This window comes from Lentzea sp. (assembly GCF_036380075.1).
Taxonomy (GTDB): domain Bacteria; phylum Actinomycetota; class Actinomycetes; order Mycobacteriales; family Pseudonocardiaceae; genus Lentzea.
On sequence record NZ_DASVFL010000132.1, the window covers coordinates 1 to 17,595 of the forward strand.

At 70.5% G+C, this 17,595-nt stretch carries 18 protein-coding genes; 11 read left to right on the forward strand and 7 right to left on the reverse strand.

The window, feature by feature from the left end:
- Nucleotides 1-149: 149 nt before the first annotated feature.
- Entirely contained in the window at nt 150-797 is a 648-nt protein-coding gene (locus tag VF330_RS15955; protein WP_330852376.1) for a hypothetical protein, read from the reverse strand.
- A gap of 141 nt (nt 798-938) precedes the next feature.
- Between VF330_RS15955 and VF330_RS15960 the strand changes: the two genes are divergently transcribed.
- The 8 genes from VF330_RS15960 to VF330_RS15995 all read left to right on the forward strand — a co-directional run bounded on the left by VF330_RS15960 (nt 939) and on the right by VF330_RS15995 (nt 7,567).
- Nucleotides 939-2,705 (forward strand): acetyl/propionyl/methylcrotonyl-CoA carboxylase subunit alpha, encoded by a 1,767-nt coding sequence (locus VF330_RS15960; protein WP_330852377.1) that lies wholly within the window; start codon nt 939-941, stop codon nt 2,703-2,705.
- Nucleotides 2,706-2,736: 31 nt separating this feature from the next.
- Complete coding sequence (locus tag VF330_RS15965; RefSeq protein ID WP_330852378.1) at nt 2,737-3,123, forward strand: DUF1707 domain-containing protein; 387 nt, start codon at nt 2,737-2,739, stop codon at nt 3,121-3,123.
- Entirely contained in the window at nt 3,102-3,899 is a 798-nt protein-coding gene (locus tag VF330_RS15970) for an HAD-IA family hydrolase (RefSeq protein ID WP_330852379.1), read from the forward strand. Before VF330_RS15965 ends, VF330_RS15970 begins: the two co-directional genes overlap by 22 nt.
- An 11-nt stretch (nt 3,900-3,910) precedes the next feature.
- Nucleotides 3,911-4,477, forward strand: coding sequence for a GNAT family protein (locus VF330_RS15975; protein ID WP_330852380.1), 567 nt, complete (start codon nt 3,911-3,913; stop codon nt 4,475-4,477).
- A 6-nt stretch (nt 4,478-4,483) separates the two neighbouring features.
- Nucleotides 4,484-5,071: a DUF3558 domain-containing protein gene (locus VF330_RS15980; protein ID WP_330852381.1), complete on the forward strand. Its 588-nt coding sequence runs from the start codon at nt 4,484-4,486 to the stop codon at nt 5,069-5,071.
- A gap of 156 nt (nt 5,072-5,227) precedes the next feature.
- Nucleotides 5,228-5,533: a transcriptional regulator gene (locus VF330_RS15985; RefSeq protein WP_330852382.1), complete on the forward strand. Its 306-nt coding sequence runs from the start codon at nt 5,228-5,230 to the stop codon at nt 5,531-5,533.
- A gap of 1 nt (nt 5,534) precedes the next feature.
- On the forward strand, nt 5,535-6,761 hold the full coding sequence (locus tag VF330_RS15990) for a PPE domain-containing protein (RefSeq protein WP_330852383.1): 1,227 nt from the start codon (nt 5,535-5,537) through the stop codon (nt 6,759-6,761).
- Nucleotides 6,761-7,567 carry an ESX secretion-associated protein EspG gene (locus VF330_RS15995; RefSeq protein ID WP_330852384.1) on the forward strand — a complete coding sequence of 269 codons (807 nt, stop codon included), beginning with the start codon at nt 6,761-6,763 and terminating at the stop codon, nt 7,565-7,567. The genes VF330_RS15990 and VF330_RS15995 overlap by 1 nt, the downstream gene beginning before the upstream one ends.
- Nucleotides 7,568-7,610: 43 nt before the next feature.
- Here the strand turns inward: VF330_RS15995 and VF330_RS16000 are convergent, their stop codons facing one another.
- Nucleotides 7,611-8,060, reverse strand: a complete 450-nt coding sequence (locus VF330_RS16000) for a gamma-glutamylcyclotransferase family protein (protein ID WP_330852385.1) — start codon at nt 8,058-8,060, stop codon at nt 7,611-7,613.
- Between the two features lie 108 nt (nt 8,061-8,168).
- Here VF330_RS16000 and VF330_RS16005 point away from each other — a divergent pair, with 108 nt between their 5' ends.
- Both VF330_RS16005 and VF330_RS16010 read left to right on the forward strand, forming a co-directional pair.
- A complete protein-coding gene (locus VF330_RS16005; RefSeq protein WP_330852386.1) occupies nt 8,169-9,572 on the forward strand; it encodes an NAD(P)H-quinone dehydrogenase in 1,404 nt (467 codons plus the stop codon).
- A gap of 85 nt (nt 9,573-9,657) precedes the next feature.
- Complete coding sequence (locus VF330_RS16010) at nt 9,658-10,194, forward strand: sortase domain-bontaining protein (protein ID WP_330852387.1); 537 nt, start codon at nt 9,658-9,660, stop codon at nt 10,192-10,194.
- Nucleotides 10,195-10,229: 35 nt separating this feature from the next.
- Here VF330_RS16010 and glpK read toward each other — a convergent pair whose 3' ends face one another.
- Both glpK and VF330_RS16020 read right to left on the reverse strand, forming a co-directional pair.
- Nucleotides 10,230-11,738, reverse strand: a complete 1,509-nt coding sequence (gene glpK, locus VF330_RS16015) for a glycerol kinase GlpK (RefSeq protein WP_330852388.1) — start codon at nt 11,736-11,738, stop codon at nt 10,230-10,232.
- Between the two features lie 13 nt (nt 11,739-11,751).
- A complete protein-coding gene (locus VF330_RS16020; RefSeq protein WP_330852389.1) occupies nt 11,752-12,495 on the reverse strand; it encodes an MIP/aquaporin family protein in 744 nt (247 codons plus the stop codon).
- A 287-nt stretch (nt 12,496-12,782) separates the two neighbouring features.
- On the opposite strand from VF330_RS16020, the gene VF330_RS16025 reads away from it, so the two are divergent.
- Nucleotides 12,783-14,492 (forward strand): glycerol-3-phosphate dehydrogenase/oxidase, encoded by a 1,710-nt coding sequence (locus VF330_RS16025; protein WP_330852400.1) that lies wholly within the window; start codon nt 12,783-12,785, stop codon nt 14,490-14,492.
- A 139-nt stretch (nt 14,493-14,631) separates the two neighbouring features.
- Here the strand turns inward: VF330_RS16025 and VF330_RS16030 are convergent, their stop codons facing one another.
- The 3 genes from VF330_RS16030 to VF330_RS16040 form a co-directional block, all read right to left on the reverse strand.
- Nucleotides 14,632-15,909, reverse strand: coding sequence for an amidohydrolase (locus tag VF330_RS16030; protein ID WP_330852390.1), 1,278 nt, complete (start codon nt 15,907-15,909; stop codon nt 14,632-14,634).
- On the reverse strand, nt 15,906-17,078 hold the full coding sequence (locus tag VF330_RS16035; protein WP_330852391.1) for a M20 family metallopeptidase: 1,173 nt from the start codon (nt 17,076-17,078) through the stop codon (nt 15,906-15,908). The genes VF330_RS16030 and VF330_RS16035 overlap by 4 nt, the downstream gene beginning before the upstream one ends.
- A gap of 194 nt (nt 17,079-17,272) precedes the next feature.
- Complete coding sequence (locus VF330_RS16040; protein ID WP_330852392.1) at nt 17,273-17,566, reverse strand: hypothetical protein; 294 nt, start codon at nt 17,564-17,566, stop codon at nt 17,273-17,275.
- Between the last annotated feature and the right edge of the window lie 29 nt (nt 17,567-17,595).

The following is a 17,595-nucleotide window of genomic DNA, read 5'->3' on the forward strand; positions in this document are numbered from 1 at the left end:
CGAACCCTTGCCGGGTTGCGACCGGTCCAGGGCGATGCATCGTGGTGCCTCCCCCACGTCCTCGTACTGGTGGTACGGGGGCGTGGGGGAGGTGCCGCGAGGCGTCCACCTGGGCCGCGCGCAACCCGGTGAGGATTGTGGTCACCGCACTAGCCCTCCGCGCAGGGGCGCAGGTCGGACAACGACGGCACCGGTTCGGGCCAGCCAGGGAGCTGGTCGCGGGCCGGTGCCGTCGCCGTGCAGCCGAGGTCCGGTCCGACGACCGAGAACACCTGCACGAACGCGTTGACGCACTGGCCGTCGCACGCCAGCTGCACGGCGACGACGTCCGCGGTGCCGTCGGAGTTGACGTCGTGCAGCCCGAGGAACCCGCCGGTGGACAGGTAGGCCTCCGCCCGCGACCACGCGCCGTCCCTGCGGACCAGCACCTCGCCGAGCAGGTCCGTGCCGCGGGCGCCGTGCACGAGGCAGACGCTCACCTCCGCGTCCACGCACTGCAGCGACTTCGCGGTCACGACGGCGCCGGACTCGACGATCGTCATCTCGAAGACGGACGGGCCCGACTCGCCGCTGATCCTGATCCGGCCGCCGCCCGTCCCGCCGAGCAGCTCGACGAGGTCGCCGCCGACCGACTTGCCGATGACGACCTGGCACACGGTGGTGCCGCAGCGCATTCCGGAATCGGTTCCGTATTGACCTGAATCGGTGTTGCCGGGGCGCTGGAAATAGGCGAACACCAGCCCCGCGACGACGATCACGGCGGCGGCGACCGCGGTCACCTGCACAGACCTGGGCACACCCACAACGGGAGATTGTGGCCGATCCCCCCGCCGCCGTGGTGGAGTGAGCCGTCTCTCCCTCTCGGAGTTCACCGATTTCCGTAGACTGCGGCACCAGCCAGAGCCGTAATTCACCGGTCCAGCAGGAGGTACGACGCCGTGTCGCTGCGCAAGGTCCTCATCGCCAACCGCGGTGAGATCGCCGTCCGGGTCATCCGCGCCTGCCGTGACGCCGGGCTGACGAGCGTCGCCGTCTACGCCGACCCCGACCGGGACGCGCCGTTCGTCCGGCTCGCCGACGAGGCGTTCGCGCTCGGCGGCTCCACCCCCGGCGAGAGCTACCTGTCGATCGAGAAGGTGCTGGACGCGGCCGCGCGGTCCGGCGCCGACTCCGTGCACCCCGGTTACGGCTTCCTGTCCGAGAACGCCGAGTTCGCCCAGGCCGTCCTCGACGCGGGTCTGGTGTGGATCGGCCCCACCCCGCAGGCCATCCGCGACCTCGGCGACAAGGTGACCGCGCGGCACATCGCGACGCGCGCGGGCGCGCCCCTGGTGCCCGGCACCACCGACCCGGTCGACGGCCCCGACGAGATCATCGCGTTCGCCTCCGAGCACGGTCTCCCCGTCGCGATCAAGGCGGCGTTCGGCGGCGGCGGCCGCGGCCTCAAGGTCGCGCGCACGATGGAGGAGATCCCGGAGCTGTTCGACTCGGCGGTCCGCGAGGCCGTCACGGCGTTCGGCCGCGGCGAGTGCTTCGTCGAGCGCTACCTGGACAAGCCCCGCCACGTCGAGGCGCAGGTCCTCGCCGACACCCACGGCAACGTGATCGTCGTCGGCACCCGCGACTGCTCGTTGCAGCGCCGCCACCAGAAGCTGGTCGAGGAGGCGCCCGCGCCGTTCCTGACCGACGAGCAGCGCGCCACGATCCACTCCTCCGCCAAGGCGATCTGCCTGGAGGCGGGCTACCACGGCGCCGGCACCGTCGAGTACCTCGTCGCCCTCGACGGCTCGATCTCGTTCCTCGAGGTCAACACGCGCCTGCAGGTCGAACACCCGGTGTCGGAGGAGACGACGGGCCTCGACCTGGTGCGCGAGCAGTTCCGCATCGCCGCGGGCGAGAAGCTGCGCTACACCGAGGACCCGACGCCGCGCGCACACTCGATCGAGTTCCGGATCAACGGCGAGGACGCCGGCCGCGGCTTCCTCCCGGCACCGGGCACGGTCACCACGTTCGTCGCGCCGTCCGGTCCTGGCGTCCGCGTCGACGCCGGTGTCGAGAGCGGCTCGGTGGTCGGCGGCCAGTTCGACTCGCTGCTGGCCAAGCTGGTCGTGACCGGCGAGACCCGCGAGGACGCGCTGGCCCGCGCCCGCCGCGCGCTGGACGAGATGGTCGTCGAGGGCATGGCGACCGTGCTGCCGTTCCACCGCGCGATCGTGCGGGACGCGGCGTTCACCGCCGAGAAGCCCGAGGGCTTCACCGTGCACACCCGGTGGATCGAGACGGAGTTCGACAACCGGATCGAGCCGTTCACCGGCGGCGCCGACGCCGCCGAGGACTCGCCGCGGCAGACCGTCGTGGTCGAGGTGGGCGGACGCCGGCTGGAGGTGTCGCTGCCCGGCGACCTCGCGGTGGGGGCTCGTCCCGCTGCCGCCGCCGGGGGGAAGAAGCCCAAGGCGAAGCGGGCCGGCGGCTCGTCCGCGGCGGTGTCCGGTGACGCGGTGGCGGCGCCGATGCAGGGCACGATCGTGAAGGTGGCCGTCGAGGACGGGCAGACCGTCGAGGCGGGCGACCTGGTCGTGGTGCTGGAGGCCATGAAGATGGAGAACCCGGTGACGGCGCACAAGGCGGGCACCGTGACGGGCCTGGCCGCCGCGCCCGGCGACCCGATCACCCAGGGCACCGTGATCTGCGAGCTGAAGGACTGACCCGCCGGGTCGCTCACCTACGATTGGCAGCGTGAGCGACCCGTCCAGGGACATCCGCGTCGGTGACGCCGAACGCCAGCAGGCGTTGCAGGTGCTCGGTGAGCACATGAGCGCGGGCCGCATCGACGTCGAGGAGTACGGCGAGCGGTCCGCGAGGATCACCACCGCGAAGACCCGCGGTGAGCTGATGTCGTTGTTCCACGACCTGCCCGACCCGCGGCCGACGTTCGCGACGCCGATGGCGTTGTTCCCCGAGCCCTCCCGTGCCCCGGCCCGCCGGTGGGAGGGCGCGGTCATCCCCGTGGTGGGCGTGGCCGTGGTGATCGCGTTCTTCGTGCTGGTGAAGAACCCGCTGATCTTCCTGCTCATCCCCGCCGTGGCGATCCTGTGGGGCCAGTGGAACGGACGCCGGCGCTGAAACCGTTGCTGCTGCTGGACCTAGACGGCGTGCTCCGCTCCTACGAGCCCACGCCACCGCGGATCGCCGAGGTCGCCTTCGAACCGGCGTTGCTGCGCCGCGCCGTCACGGGCCGGATCACCGACGAGCAGTGGCACGACGAGATAGCCCGAGTGATCCCGCGCGAGGAAGTCGACGCGTGGGCCGTCGTCGGGTCCGTGATCCCCGAGGCGCTGGCGTTGGTGCGGAAGGCACGAGAGCAGTGCTTCGTCGCGTTGCTGTCCAACGCGACCACCCGCCTCGAAGCCGACCTGGAACTGCTCGGCCTGGACGCCGAGTTCGACGCCGTCTTCAACTCCGCGCGGCTGGGCCTCGCGAAGCCGGACCCCGCGATCTACCGCAGGGTGCTCGACGAGCTGGGCTACCCGACCGGCGTGTTCTGCGACGACTCGGCCGAGAACGCGGCCGCGGCGAGCGAGGCGGGGCTGGACGGCGTGCACGTGCCGGACACGGCGGCGTTGCGCGAGGCGCTGGCGGTGCGCGGGCTGATCCCGCCGACCGTGCTGCTGATCCTGCCCGACCGCGACGAGGCCGAGGAGCTGGCCGCGTCGTTGCGGGAGGACGGCTGGGGCCCGTGCGACGTGCACCGCGACATGCTGGCGGGCGAGGACGACGCCGAGGACGTGGACTGGGTCGTCGAGCTGACCACCGCCCCGGACGGCACGCCGGCCTCCGCGCACCGCGGCGAGCTCGACGATCTGGCGGAACGGCACGACGGGTTCACCGGCGAGGGCTAGCCTCTCCACGCGTGGAGCCAGTAGAGATCAACGCGGGTGACTACTACCTGCGCGCCTTCCGCAACGACGACCGCGTCAGCGACCTGCGCGCGCTCGTCGAGGCCTACGCGGACCCGGCCACCCGGCGGTACCTGTACGCGCTGGCGCCGAGCAGCGAGGCGGCGGCGGAGATGTACGTCCAGTTCATGACCATGGGCTGGGAGAAGAACTACCGCTGGTCCTGGGCGGTGTGCGACGCCGTCACCGCGGAGGTGACCGCCGGGGTGATCCTCCACAACCTCGACCACCGGCTCGGGTCGGCCGAGGTGTCCTGCTGGACCCACCCGGCCCACCGCGGCAAGGGCGTGCTGCCGACGGCCCTCAACGCCGTGCTCGGCTGGGCGTTCGGCGGGGCGGGCCTGCACCGGATCGTCTACAAGCACGCGGTGGAGAACCCCTCGTCCCAGCGCGTCGCGGAGAAATGCGGATTCACCCTGGAGGGTCGTCTTCGGGACAACGAGATCATCGATGACCAGCGCGTCGACGAGTTGCAGTGGTCACGGCTGGCGACGGATCCGGCGCCGGAGCAGCTACCGTGACCGGCCATGCGGACCCCGGCGCTCCTGATCGTCGCGGTGGTGCTGGCCGGCGGGTGCACGGCCGCGCCGCGGCAGAGCTCGCTGACCACACCGCCGCCGCCCCCACCGCCTCCGACGACGTCCGTCTCGCGGATGGACTTCCCCCAACGACCGCGTGAGGTGCCGGTCGACGCGGTGGAGCCCTGCGCGATCCTCTCGCCCGACCAGCTCATGTCGCTCAGCCTCGACAACCCGCCCAGCGCGTACGTCGACGCGAGCTTCGGCGGGGCCAAGGCGTGCACGATCCGGAGCACCACGAGCGGAAATGTGGCGAGGATCGCACTCGTGCTCGTCTCGGGCGCCGACGTGTGGCTGTCGGAGAACGCGCAGGCCGACTTCACGGTCGGCTCGATCGAGGGGTTCGCGGCGATCACCGTCCGCACACCCGACGTGCACGACGTCTGCAATGTGGAAATAGACGTTGCCAATGGGCAGTTCGTCGACGTCATGTTCCGCGACGGGGGCAACTCCACCGCCGTGCAACAAGATCATCTCTGCCTCGGGGCCCAGCGCGTGGCAGAAGCCGTGATGGCCGGTTTGCTACAGAAGCGCTGACCCACACGGGCGGATGTCACTGATCGCACTCCACAGCGTTACCTTGGGTGGATAGAGTGACAGCGCGCCAGTACGCCGATCGCCGGAGGTTTCGCGATGCCGCCAGGAGGACGCAGCGGGGCTGACTCCTCGCCATCCGTCCAGCATCAGCTGAACGTGGAACCGGAGGCCATCCCGGCGTTGCGCAACACGTTCTCGGCCGCGCTGACGAAGCTCGACAAGCAGATCGAGATGGCCATCACCGAGTTCCGCGTCCGCCCGTGGGCGGGCGACCCGGTGAGCGCGGAGGCCGCGGAGAAGTTCAACGACCGCTCGATCGCCGACGGCGACTCCGCGCTGCAGGCGCTGCTGAACTACCAGCGCCAGCTCAAGACCGCGATGGACAACCTCAACCAGATCGAGCGCCAGTACGCCACGGTCGAGGGCGACAACACCGGCATGATGAACAAGAGCGGGTGCTGACATGGCAGACCACCGCTGGCAGGGCTACAGCCACAAGGAGCTGTACGAGCGCATCCACTCCGGCCCCGGCCCCTCGGCGTCGTTCGCGTCGATGGAGCGCTGGCAGGGCGTGTCGGCCGCGCTGACCGAGATCAACGACGACCTGCACTCCGGCATCACCTCCTCCGGCGCCAAGTGGTCCGGCAAGGCGGCCGAGATGGCGCAGTCGGGCCTCAACCCGATCGCCGCGTGGGCCGACAGCGCCCGCACCGGCTCGGACGTCATGCGCTACTCGGCGGAGCTGCAGGCCGGCTACGTCTCGAAGGCCCGCGCGGACATGCCGGCCCCGGTCACCGTGACCGCGGAGCAGCCGGGTGCCCTGGTCGCGGGCCTGACCCACCTCTTCGGCGGCCAGACCGACCACGAGAAGCAGGAGGCGGCCCAGGACGCCGCCGAGCGCCGCGCCCGTGAGGTCATGACCACCTACGCGTCGTCCACCACGGCGAACACCTCGACGCTGGGCCAGTTCACCCAGCCGCCGCAGCTCCAGATCAGCGGCACCGGCGTCACGCACGGCGGTGGCACGAACATCGGCACGGCGGCGGTCTGGGGCGTGGGCCCCAACGGCACGTCCGGCGGGATCACCGGCGGCCGCAACGGCTCCGGCACGCGCGGCACGACCACCACGACGCCGTCGCGGGGCGCCACGCCGTCCTCGCCGACCACGCCGGGCTCCACGACGCGCACCTCGAGCACGTCGACGACGACCGGCACGTCCTCGAAGCACCTCTCGACCACGGTCCCGACGAACGGATCGGGCGCCGGTGGCGCGGGCACCGGTACCGCGGGTGTCGGTCTGCCCGGCCAGCGCTCGGGCAGCGGCAGCCGGTCCGGCTCCCAGCACGGCGGCGGCGCGGACCAGCCGAAGTTCATGGAGGACGGCGCCACGATGTCGTCCGGTGCCGCGATGGGCACGGTCATGAACCAGGGCCACACCGCGACCGTGAACAACGCCGGCGGGTCCGCCATGGGCCCGATGGGCACGGTCGGCGCGCAGAACAACGACCAGGTGCACCGCAGGGCCGTCCCGATGCAGTCGTTCGACCCCTTCGGCGGCATGGGCCCGCGCAAGGGCGAGGACGAGGACGACCTGGAGCACAAGGCCGCCGACTACCTGCGCGAACGCGACGACATCTACGGCGTGGGCAGCTACTCGCTGCCCGTGATCGGGGAGAGCTCGACCGACTGATGACCCTGTTCGGCTTGGACGCCGGGACGAGCGACACGCGCGACCCGGTGATCATCTCCACGCTGGAGTTCGACGTCCTCTGGGAGCACCTGGGCCTGGAGACGATGCCCCTCGTGCTGAAGGTCCCGTCGCCGGGCAAGACCCGCGAGGAGCGGCGGGACGTCGAGGACCAGGTCTGGCGCCAGCTGGGAGCGCGGGGCCTGGGCGGTCCCCGCTCCCTGGACCCGACGCTGGAAGACCTGCTGCACGTGCTGGACCGCCCGCAGCAGGAGATCGACGCCCGCATGTGGCTCAACGAACGCAGCGTCCGCGTCCTGGCCGCCGGCAAGGGCCAGGCAGGCGTCTTGGCGGTCCTGGACGGCGGCCAGCTGGTTCTGCGCCCGGCGGAGGCCGACGGCCTGCCGCGCGAGGCCCTGACCGCCCTGCCGACGGCTCCTGCGGGCGAGGGCCACTCGATCACCCTGCCCTCGGCCGACCTGGACGCGGCAGCGGCCTCGGCGACCACTCCGGAGGAACTGGCCGAGGCGTTGCGCGGCCACCTGCGCGACGACGACGCCCTGACCCTGGCCGAGATGGTCCGCGACGCCACGAACAGGGGCCAGTTCGGCGCGGCCGCCCGCGACAAGTGGGGCAAGCGCGTGCGCCCGGACCGCGTGGTGGCGTTCTACGACAGCCCCAAGGGCCGCTACCTGCAGATGAGGCGCAGCTCGGACGGGCAGCCGCCCTGGTCGACCATCACGCCGGTGGACTACCGCCGCATGCACCACCACCTGGTGGAGCTGCTGGCGGAGGCGGCGGGTACCTGACGGCTCGGGCCCGAGCCGTCAGGTCAGACCCGGCCAGCCGGGATCACGGACCGATGCCCTGGCAGGGCCGGGTCCGCAGGTCGTTGACGTAGTCGTCCGGCGCACCGGCGGCCTCGGCCGCGTCGGCCACCACCCCGATGTACCGGGCGGACGGCAGCCCGCCCTCGTACGCGTCCAGCACGTACAGCCACGCCACCACGGACCCCTCGAGGGTCTGCACGCGCAGCCTGATCTTCTTGTACAGGCCGAGTGCGCCCTCCCACCTGTCCAGGCGCGACTCGTCGCGGGGTGAGACGTCGTAGAGCACGCAGAACGTCTGCTGGTCGGGCTCCTCGACGATCGTCGCGAGGGCGCCTTCCCAGCCGAGGTCCTCGCCACCGAACGTCAGACGCCAATTGACGAGCCAGCCGGTCCCCGCGAGCGGGGAGTACGGGGCTCGCTCCATCATCTGGTTCGGATCCATGTTCGACCCGTACGCGGCATAGAGCGGCACGTCCGACAGCGTAGCGACCCATCGATCAGCTTTAGGTACTGACGACACGCGCGATTCGGGCAACGCGTACGGTTGTGCCGGCCAGCAAGCACGCAGAAGGGACTGATCGTGACCCGCATCGTCATCATGGGCGGCGGACCCGCAGGTTACGAGGCAGCCCTGGTCGCGGCCCAGCACGGCGCCGACGTGACCGTGGTGGAGAGCGACGGGGCGGGTGGCGCGTGCGTGTTGTACGACTGCGTGCCGTCGAAGACCTTCATCGCCTCGGCCGGGGCCCGCAGCTCCTTCCGCAACGCCGGTGAGCTGGGCATTCAGACCAACAACGAGCACGCCGCCGTCGACCTGCCGGTCGTACACGGACGGGTGAAGGGGCTCGCTCTCGCCCAGTCCGCGGACGTGCGGGCGCGGCTCCAGCGCGAGGGCGTCCGGCTGATCAACGGGCGGGCGAAGTTCGCCGACGGGTCCCGCGGGCTCGCGCAGCACCAGGTCGTGGCGATCGGCGCGGACGGGACCGAGGAGGTCCTCGACGCCGATGTGGTGCTCATCGCAACGGGCGCGACGCCGCGCGTGTTGCAGGGCGCCGAGCCGGACGGCAAGCGGATCCTCACCTGGCGGCAGATCTACGACCTCCCCGAGCTGCCCGAACACCTCGCGGTGATCGGGTCCGGCGTCACGGGTGTCGAGTTCGCCAGCGCCTACACCGAGATGGGCGTGAAGGTGACGATGGTCTCCAGCCGGGACCGCGTGCTCCCCCACGAGGACGCCGACGCGGCCGCGGTGCTCGAGGACGTGTTCGCCGAGCGCGGCACGGCCGTCGTCAAGCACGCCCGCGCGGACAAGGTCGAGAACACCGGCGACGGTGTGCTGATCCACCTGGAAGACGGTCGCACGATCGAGGCGTCGCACGCCCTGATGACCGTCGGCTCGGTGCCCAACACGACCGACATCGGCCTCGACAAGATCGGCATCGAGCTCGGGCGCGGCGGCTACATCCCCGTCGACCGGGTGAGCCGGACCAACGTCAGCGGCGTCTACGCGGCCGGCGACTGCACCGGTGTGCTGCTGCTCGCGTCCGTCGCCGCCATGCAGGGCCGCATCGCGATGTGGCACGCGCTGGGCGAGGGCGTCAGCCCGATCAAGCTCAAGACCGTCGCCGCGAACGTCTTCACCAACCCGGAGATCGCGAGCGTCGGCATCAGCCAGCAGGCGATCGACTCGGGCGAGGTCCCGGCGCGCACGATCATGCTGCCGCTCGCCACGAACCCCCGCGCCAAGATGGAGGGGTTGCGCCGCGGTTTCGTGAAGCTGTTCTGCCGCCCGGCCACCGGCGTGGTCATCGGCGGCGTGGTCGTGGCCCCGAACGCGAGCGAGCTGATCCTGCCGATCGCGCTGGCGGTGCAGAACCAGCTCACGGTCGAGCACCTCGCCACGACGTTCTCGGTGTACCCGTCGCTCACGGGCTCCCTCACCGAGGCCGGTCGCCAGCTGATGCGGCACGACGATCTGGACTAGGCCGCGGCGACCGGTGCGCGTACCGGTTCTTGATCAATCTCGGTCGGACGGGCAACGAGCCCACCGGATGTGCGTCAATAGGTCCGTGGGGACTCGTGTCTTGATCGCGGTGCTGACCGCGGCCCTGGCCACCGCCTGCTCGCAGGCCGCGGCACCGAAGCCGTCGGCGGCGACGAGCGAGGTGGCTCCACCACCGGTCGTGTCACCGCTGGGCACGTCCGACCCGATGGAGCTGCGGATCGAACGGATCGGCGTGCGGTCGTCGCTGGTGGCGCTCGGCCTCGACCCGCAGGGCGTCGTCGAGATGCCGCCGGTCAGCGAGGGCATGCAGGCCGGCTGGCACCAGACGCAGCCGAAGCAGTGGATCATCGTCGGGCGGATCGAGAGCAACAAGGCCAGGGGCGTCTTCTACCGGCTGAACGACCTCCAGCAGGGCGACCTCCTCGAAGTGTCCAAGAAGGACGGTTCGGTCGCCCGCTTCACGGTGTCGCGCACGGAAAGGGTCATCCGCGACGACTTCTTCGCGGAGGCCGTCGCGCGCGACGCGAACGAGGAGGGGCTGCGCCTGATCACGTGCGGCACCCGCGACAACGTGATCGTGCACGCAGCCCCTGCCCAGTAGTTCGACCTCAGCGGCTCAGCCTCAACAGCACGACATCAGTCCTCGACCCAGTCGAAGGTCTTGCTGACGGCCTTCTTCCAGTTCTTGTACTCCGAGTCGCGGCGCTCGGAGTCCATCCGCGGCTCCCACTTCTTGTCCTCGGCCCAGTTGTCGCGGATGTCGTCCTCCGACTTCCAGAACCCGACCGCGAGACCGGCGGCGTAGGCGGCGCCCAGCGCGGTCGTCTCCGACACGACGGGCCTGATCACCGGCACGCCCAGGATGTCGGCCTGGAACTGCATGAGCAGCTCGTTCACGACCATGCCGCCGTCGACCTTCAACGCGGTCAGGTCGACGCCCGAGTCGGCGTTCATCGCATCGAGCACCTCGCGGGTCTGGAAGGCGGTCGCCTCCAGCACGGCCCGCGCGAGGTGGCCCTTGTTGACGAACCTGGTCAGGCCGACGATCGCGCCGCGGGCGTCGGAACGCCAGTAAGGCGCGAAGAGACCGGAGAACGCGGGCACGAAGTACGCGCCGCCGTTGTCCTCCACCGACTTCGCGTGCTCCTCGATCTCGGCCGCGGAGCCGATCATGCCGAGGTTGTCGCGCAGCCACTGCACCAGCGAACCGGTGACCGCGATCGAGCCCTCCAGCGCGTAGACGGGCGCGGCCTCGCCGATCTTGTAGCAGATGGTGGTGAGCAACCCGTTCTCGCTCATCACCTTCTCGGTGCCGGTGTTGAGCAGCATGAAGTTGCCGGTGCCGTAGGTGTTCTTGGCCTCACCGGGCGAGAGGCAGGCCTGGCCGAACGTGGCCGCCTGCTGGTCGCCGAGGATGCCGGCGATCGGCACGCCGGCCAGCGCGCCGCGTTCGCGCACCTGGCCGTAGACCTCGGACGACGACCGGATCTCCGGCAGCATGGACATCGGGATGCCCATGTCGGAGGCGATCTCCGCGTCCCACTGCAGCGTGTCGAGGTCCATCAGCATGGTGCGCGAGGCATTCGTGGGGTCGGTGACGTGCACGCCGCCCTCGGTGCCGCCCGTCATGTTCCACAGCACCCACGTGTCCATGTTGCCGAACAGCAGGTCGCCCGCCTCGGCCTTCTCCCGCGCGCCCTCGACGTTGTCGAGGATCCAGCGGACCTTCGGCCCGGAGAAGTAGGTCGCGAGCGGCAGGCCGACCTTGGCGCGGTAGCGCTCCTGACCACCGCCGAGGTTGCCCAGCTCGGTGACGATCTTGTCGGTGCGGGTGTCCTGCCAGACGATGGCGTTGTAGACGGCTTCGCCGGTGTTCTTGTCCCACACCACGGCGGTCTCGCGCTGGTTGGTGATGCCGACGGCGACGATGTCCGAAGTGGACAGGTCGGCCTTCGCCAGCGCGCCGGCGGCGACCTGGCGGGTGTTCTGCCAGACCTCCTTCGGATCGTGCTCGACCCAGCCGGCCCTGGGGAAGATCTGCTCGTGCTCCTTCTGGTCGACCGACACCACCCGGCCCGAGTGGTCGAAGATCATGCAACGCGTCGACGTGGTGCCCTGGTCGATCGCGGCCACGTACTGGGTCATGCGGGAAGTCCTTTCAGACCGGGAGAACCAGGTAGAGCAACGCGGCGAGCGCGCCACCGATGAGCGGGCCCACGACGGGGACCCAGGAGTAGCTCCAGTTCGCGTTGCCCTTGTTGCGGATCGGCATGAGGAACGCGTAGGCGATGCGCGGACCGAGGTCGCGCGCCGGGTTGATGGCGTAGCCCGTGGGGCCACCGAGCGAGGTGCCGATCACCAGGACGACGAACGCGACGGCCGCGTACCCGAGCGCCGAGTTGCCGAACGTCGGCACGCCGTCGACGGCCACCTTGGCGCCCGGCGACAGCAGGATCCACGCGACGAGCACGAACGTGCCGATGATCTCGGAGACGACGTTCCACGGGGCGTTCGGCACCGTCGGTCCGGTGGAGAAGATGCCGAGCGTGTTCTGCGGGTCGTCGTGCGTGTCGAACTGGAGCTTGTAGGTGGCCCAGCAGAGCATCGCACCGATGATCGCGCCGACCATCTGTCCGAGGACGTAGAAGGGAACGTCACCCCACGGCGTCTTGTCCGCGATGGCGAGACCCAGGGTGACGGCGGGGTTGAGGTGCGCCCCGCTCGGGTTGGCGATGCTGGCGCCGGTGAAGACGGCGAAGGCCCAGCCGACGTTGACGAAGAGGAACCCGGTGCTGTTGCCGAGTGTGTCCTTGAGCACCTGGTTCGCGACGACACCGGTGCCCAGGAGGATGAGGACCGCGGTCCCCAGCATCTCCCAGATGAAGATCGAGCCTGCACTCATTGCCGACCTCCCGCGTGCTTGCGGCCTGAGGAGGGCGCGCACACCTGAGGTCAGGGCCGCGCTGCCCGCCTACAACGAGGTCGGACGCTATTACCGAGCTGATCAGTTGTCCATGCCAAGTGCGGTCGCATGGGCCGTTTTCAGGCCATTGGGACCTGGCGGGCTCGCCCAGCGGCGGACGGGCGTTGCTGCAGGTAACGTGATCCGCGAGTCGTCACAGGGAGGCGCCTGTCGTGGCCACGCGAAAGAACGCAGCTGCAGAACCGCAAAGCCCCAGCGCACCGCCGATCACCGGCAGACTGGGCCCGGCCGAGCGCGAGGAGTCGTGGCAGCGGCTGGAAGCCGAGACGTTCGACCTCGTCGTGGTCGGCGGTGGTGTGGTGGGCGTCGGTGCCGCGCTGGACGCCGCCACCCGCGGTCTGCGGGTGGCGCTCGTCGAGGCCCGCGACCTGGCGTCCGGCACGTCGAGCCGCTCCTCCAAGCTGTTCCACGGCGGCCTGCGCTACCTGGAGCAGCTCGAGTTCGGTCTGGTCCGCGAGGCACTGCGCGAACGCGAGCTCATGCTCACGCGCATCGCGCCGCACCTGGTGAAGCCGGTGCCGTTCCTCTACCCGCTGTCGAACAGGGTCTGGGAGCGTCCGTACACGGCGGCCGGCCTGTTCCTCTACGACACGATGGGCGGCGCCCGGTCCGTGCCGGGCCAGAAGCACCTGACCCGCGCCGGCGCGCTGCGCCTGGTCCCCGCGCTGAAGCGCGACGCGCTGATCGGCGGCATCCGCTACTACGACGCCCAGGCCGACGATGCCCGCCACACGATGATGGTGGGCCGCACCGCCGCCCACTACGGCGCGGTGGTGCGCACGTCGACCCAGGTGGTGGCGTTCCTGCGCGAGGCGGACCGCGTGTCCGGCGTGCGGGTGCGCGACGTCGAGGACGGCCGCGAGGTCGACGTGCGGGCGCACGCCGTGATCAACGCGACGGGCGTCTGGACCGACGAGCTGCAGCGCCTGTCCGGCTCACGGGGCCGGTTCCGCGTGCGCGCGTCGAAGGGCGTGCACATCGTCGTCCCGCGCGACCGGATCGTCGCCGAGTCCGGGATGATCCTGCGCACCGAGAAGTCCGTGCTGTTCGTCATCCCGTGGCGCAACCACTGGATCGTCGGCACCACCGACACGGACTGGAACCTGGACCTGGCACACCCGGCCGCCACCCAGCACGACATCGACTACATCCTCGAACACGTCAACTCGGTCCTCGCGACCCCGCTGACCCACGACGACATCGAGGGCGTCTACGCGGGCCTGCGCCCCCTGCTGGCGGGCGAGTCGGACTCGACGTCGAAGCTCTCCCGAGAACACGCGGTGGCACGCGTGGCCCCGGGCCTGGTGGCCATCGCGGGCGGCAAGTACACGACGTACCGCGTGATGGGCGCGGACGCCGTGGACGCGGCCCACGTGGACCTCCCCGGCCGAATCCAGCCGTCGATCACGGACAAGGTCCCGCTGGTGGGAGCCGACGGCTACCACGCCCTGGTCAACCAGGCGGACCAGCTGGCGGCCAAGCACGGCCTGCACCCGTACCGGGTCCGCCACCTGCTGGACCGCTACGGCTCCCTGGTGCACGAGGTCCTGTCCCTGGCGGCCGACAACCCGGACCTGCTGAAGCCGATCCCGGCCTCCCCGGACTACCTCCAGGTGGAAGCGCTGTACGCGGTCTCCCACGAGGGCGCGATGCACCTGGAGGACATCCTCACGAGGCGCACCCGCATCTCCATCGAGTACGCCCACCGAGGCGTCGACTCGGCAGAGGCGGTGGCGCGCCTGGTGGCCCCGGTGCTGAACTGGGACGAGGACGCGATCAAGCGCGAGGTGGAGGTCTACAACGCCCGCGTGGAGGCCGAACGCACCTCCCAGACCAAGCCGGACGACCAGGCGGCGGACGCGGTCCGGGCAGCGGCCCCGGAAGCAAGGGCACAACTGACCGAGCCGGTGAGCTGACCACACCCGATTTCGCTTCGCATCGCCGACGGAACACCGCACAACGCGGACAAAACCCAAGGCGATGCGAAGCGAAAGACCCCGAACAGAACAACGAGCCCCTGAACCCGAAGGGTCCAGGGGCTCGCCGCCACCACGATCAGGCCAATGCAGCCAAAGCCGTGTGAACCATCACCCGAACCCCGACCAGCAGAGCCCGCTCATCCAGGTCGAACGTCGGCTGGTGCAGATCCCGCTGCTTCTCCACCCCGTCCCACACACCCAACCGGGCGAACGCCCCGGGAACGTGCTCCAGGTACCACCCGAAGTCCTCCCCACCGGAGGACTGCTCGGTCCCGGCCAGCGCGTCGTCCCCGAGCGCGGCCTCGATACCGGCACGCAGGATCTGCGTGGACTCGCGCTCGTTCACCACGGGCGGCACCCCGCGGCGGTGGTGCAGGTCGAAGCCGACGCCGGTGGGCGCCAGCAGGCCGGTGACCAGGTCCTTGACCAGCGGCTCCAGCTCGGCCCAGATGTTGCGGTCGCCGGTGCGCAGCGTGCCGCGCAGCAGGCCGTCCTGCGGCACGGCGTTGGGCGCCTCGCCCGCGTGGACCGCGCCCCACACCAGGACGGTGCCGGAGCGGGGGTCGACGCGGCGCGACAGCATCGTCGGCAGGCCGGTGATGACCGTGCCGAGGGCGTGGACCAGGTCCGCGGTCAGGTGCGGGCGCGAGGTGTGGCCGCCCGGCGAGTTGAGGCGCAGCTCCAGCAGGTCGGAGGCCGACGTGATGGCGCCGATGCGGGTGCCGATGCGGCCGACCTGCAGGCGGGGGTCGCAGTGCAGGCCGAAGATGCGCTCCACGCCGTCGAGACCGCCCGCCGCCAGCACGTCGAGCGCGCCGCCGGGCATGACCTCCTCCGCCGGCTGGAACACCAGGCGGACGCGGCCCGGTAGCTCCGTGGCCGAGGCCAGCGCGAGAGCAGTGGCGAGCAGCACCGTCGTGTGGGCGTCGTGACCGCACGCGTGCGACACACCGTCCACAGTGGATCCGAACGGGAGCCCGGTGTTCTCGTGCAGCGGGAGGGCGTCCATGTCGGCGCGCAGCGCCACGCAGCGGGGGCCGCTGCCGACGTCGCAGACCATGCCCGTGCCGCCGGGGAGGATGCGCGGCTTGAGGCCGACCTCGCGCAGCAGCTTCGCCACCAGCTCGGTGGTGTTGTACTCGCGGCGGGAGAGCTCGGGGTTGGCGTGGATGTGGCGGCGCCAGGCGACGACGTCGGCGGCGTGCACCTTCAGCCAGTCGTCGAGCCAGGCGGGGCCGCGGCCGTCTCCGAGATCATCCACATCAGACATGCTCACCCCGGTGGGGCCGACGAGCATCTCAGGGGACGTCTTCACAGTTGAGGGACCCGAGGGCCGGGAGTCCAGGACCGTCATGCCGCACCTCCGCGGGCCAGCAGCCGTGCGCGCTGCTGGGAATCGGTGGCTGTCGCGATCGTCGTCCAAGCCATGGCAAGTGCTCCGTCGAGGAGCGCACGGTCGGCCGACGCCGAGGCACAGGCGGTCGCGAACTCTTGTTGGTGGTTCACCGCGTCTCCGCAGTCGATGGCGATGGTCGGGTGGATGGCGGGCAACACTCGTGTCACGTTGCCCATGTCGGTGCTTCCGATCTTCTCCCGCTGCTCCTGCTCCGGCGGGAGAGGGCGTCGTCCCAGCTCGGTGGCCGCGCGCCGGTAGGCGTCCGCCAGCCACTGGTCGGGAGTCAGCTCCGCGTAGATCGGCGACACCTGCTCGACCTCATGGGTGCAGCCGGTCGCGAGCGCGCCGGCCTTGAAGCAGTCCCGGATCCGGTTCTCCAGGCGCTGCAACGATTCCAGGTTCTCCGCCCTCACGTCGAACATCGCCGACGCGTGGGCGGGTATTACGTTCGGCACGGTGCCGCCGTGGGTGACGATGCCGCTCACCATCTGCCCCGGCTCGAAGTGCTGCCTCAGCAGGCTGATCGACATCTGCGCGATCGTGACCGCGTCCGCGGCGTTGACACCCAGGTGCGGAGCGGCGGCCGCGTGCGACGGCTTGCCCGTGTAGTGCACCTTCAGGTCCGTGATGGCCAGCGACTTCGCGGCGCACGACTCGTACGGCGCGGGGTGCACCATCATCGAGAGCGAGACGCCGTCGAACACGCCCCGTTCCAGCATGAGGACCTTGCCGCCACCGACCTCCTCGGCCGGAGTGCCGATCACCTTCACGGTGACACCCAGGCGGTCGGCGACGTCACGCAGAGCGAGCGCGGCGCCGACGGACGCGGCGGCGATGACGTTGTGCCCGCACGCGTGCCCCACCTCGGGCAGGGCGTCGTACTCGGCGCAGAGCCCCAGCACCAGCTCGCCGTCGCCGTAGGTCGCGACGAAGGCCGTGTCGAGGTCAGCGACACCGCGGTCGACCTCGAAACCCTCCCTGACCAGCAACGACGCGATCTTCTCGGCGCTGCGGTGCTCCTCGAACGCCAGCTCCGGCTCGGCGTGGATCGAGTGCGAGAGGTCCAGCAGGGCGTCCGAGTACCGCTCGACGGCCGAGCGAGTGCTGATCTTCAAGTCGGTACCCATTTGCCACCATCCTGCATCACCACCCGTGGGACACGGCGCGCTGATGATGATCAACCGGACGGCCGGTCGCAGCGCTGCGCCGAGCGGCGAGCGAGTTTCGGTCTGACCGATCAACGATGACGCAAATGGTCGAGAGACACGCTTAACTTTGACTATTACGTCCCATCAGGTGAGACGAGCCGTCCCAGGGCCGCTCAGCCCTTCTTGGCCTTGCGCTCCTTGCGCCACATCGCCCAACGCTTCTTGTTGCGGAGGTAGACCAGCCCGAACAGCACGAGGGCGATGCCGCCCATCCACAGCTTCTTCCTGGTCTCCGCCCGCTCTTCCGGGGACTGCTCCTGCGGCGCGTTCACGCTGGGAGCAGGGTTCACCGCTGTCGTCTGCTGCGCTGCCACCGGCGCGTTCCGCACCTCTTGCGCGGACGCCACACCGGCGATCCCGACAACGCTCATCAGCGCGAACACGCAGGCCAGCAGCAACCTCGACATGGCCTGAACTGTACCTCGAATACCACGTT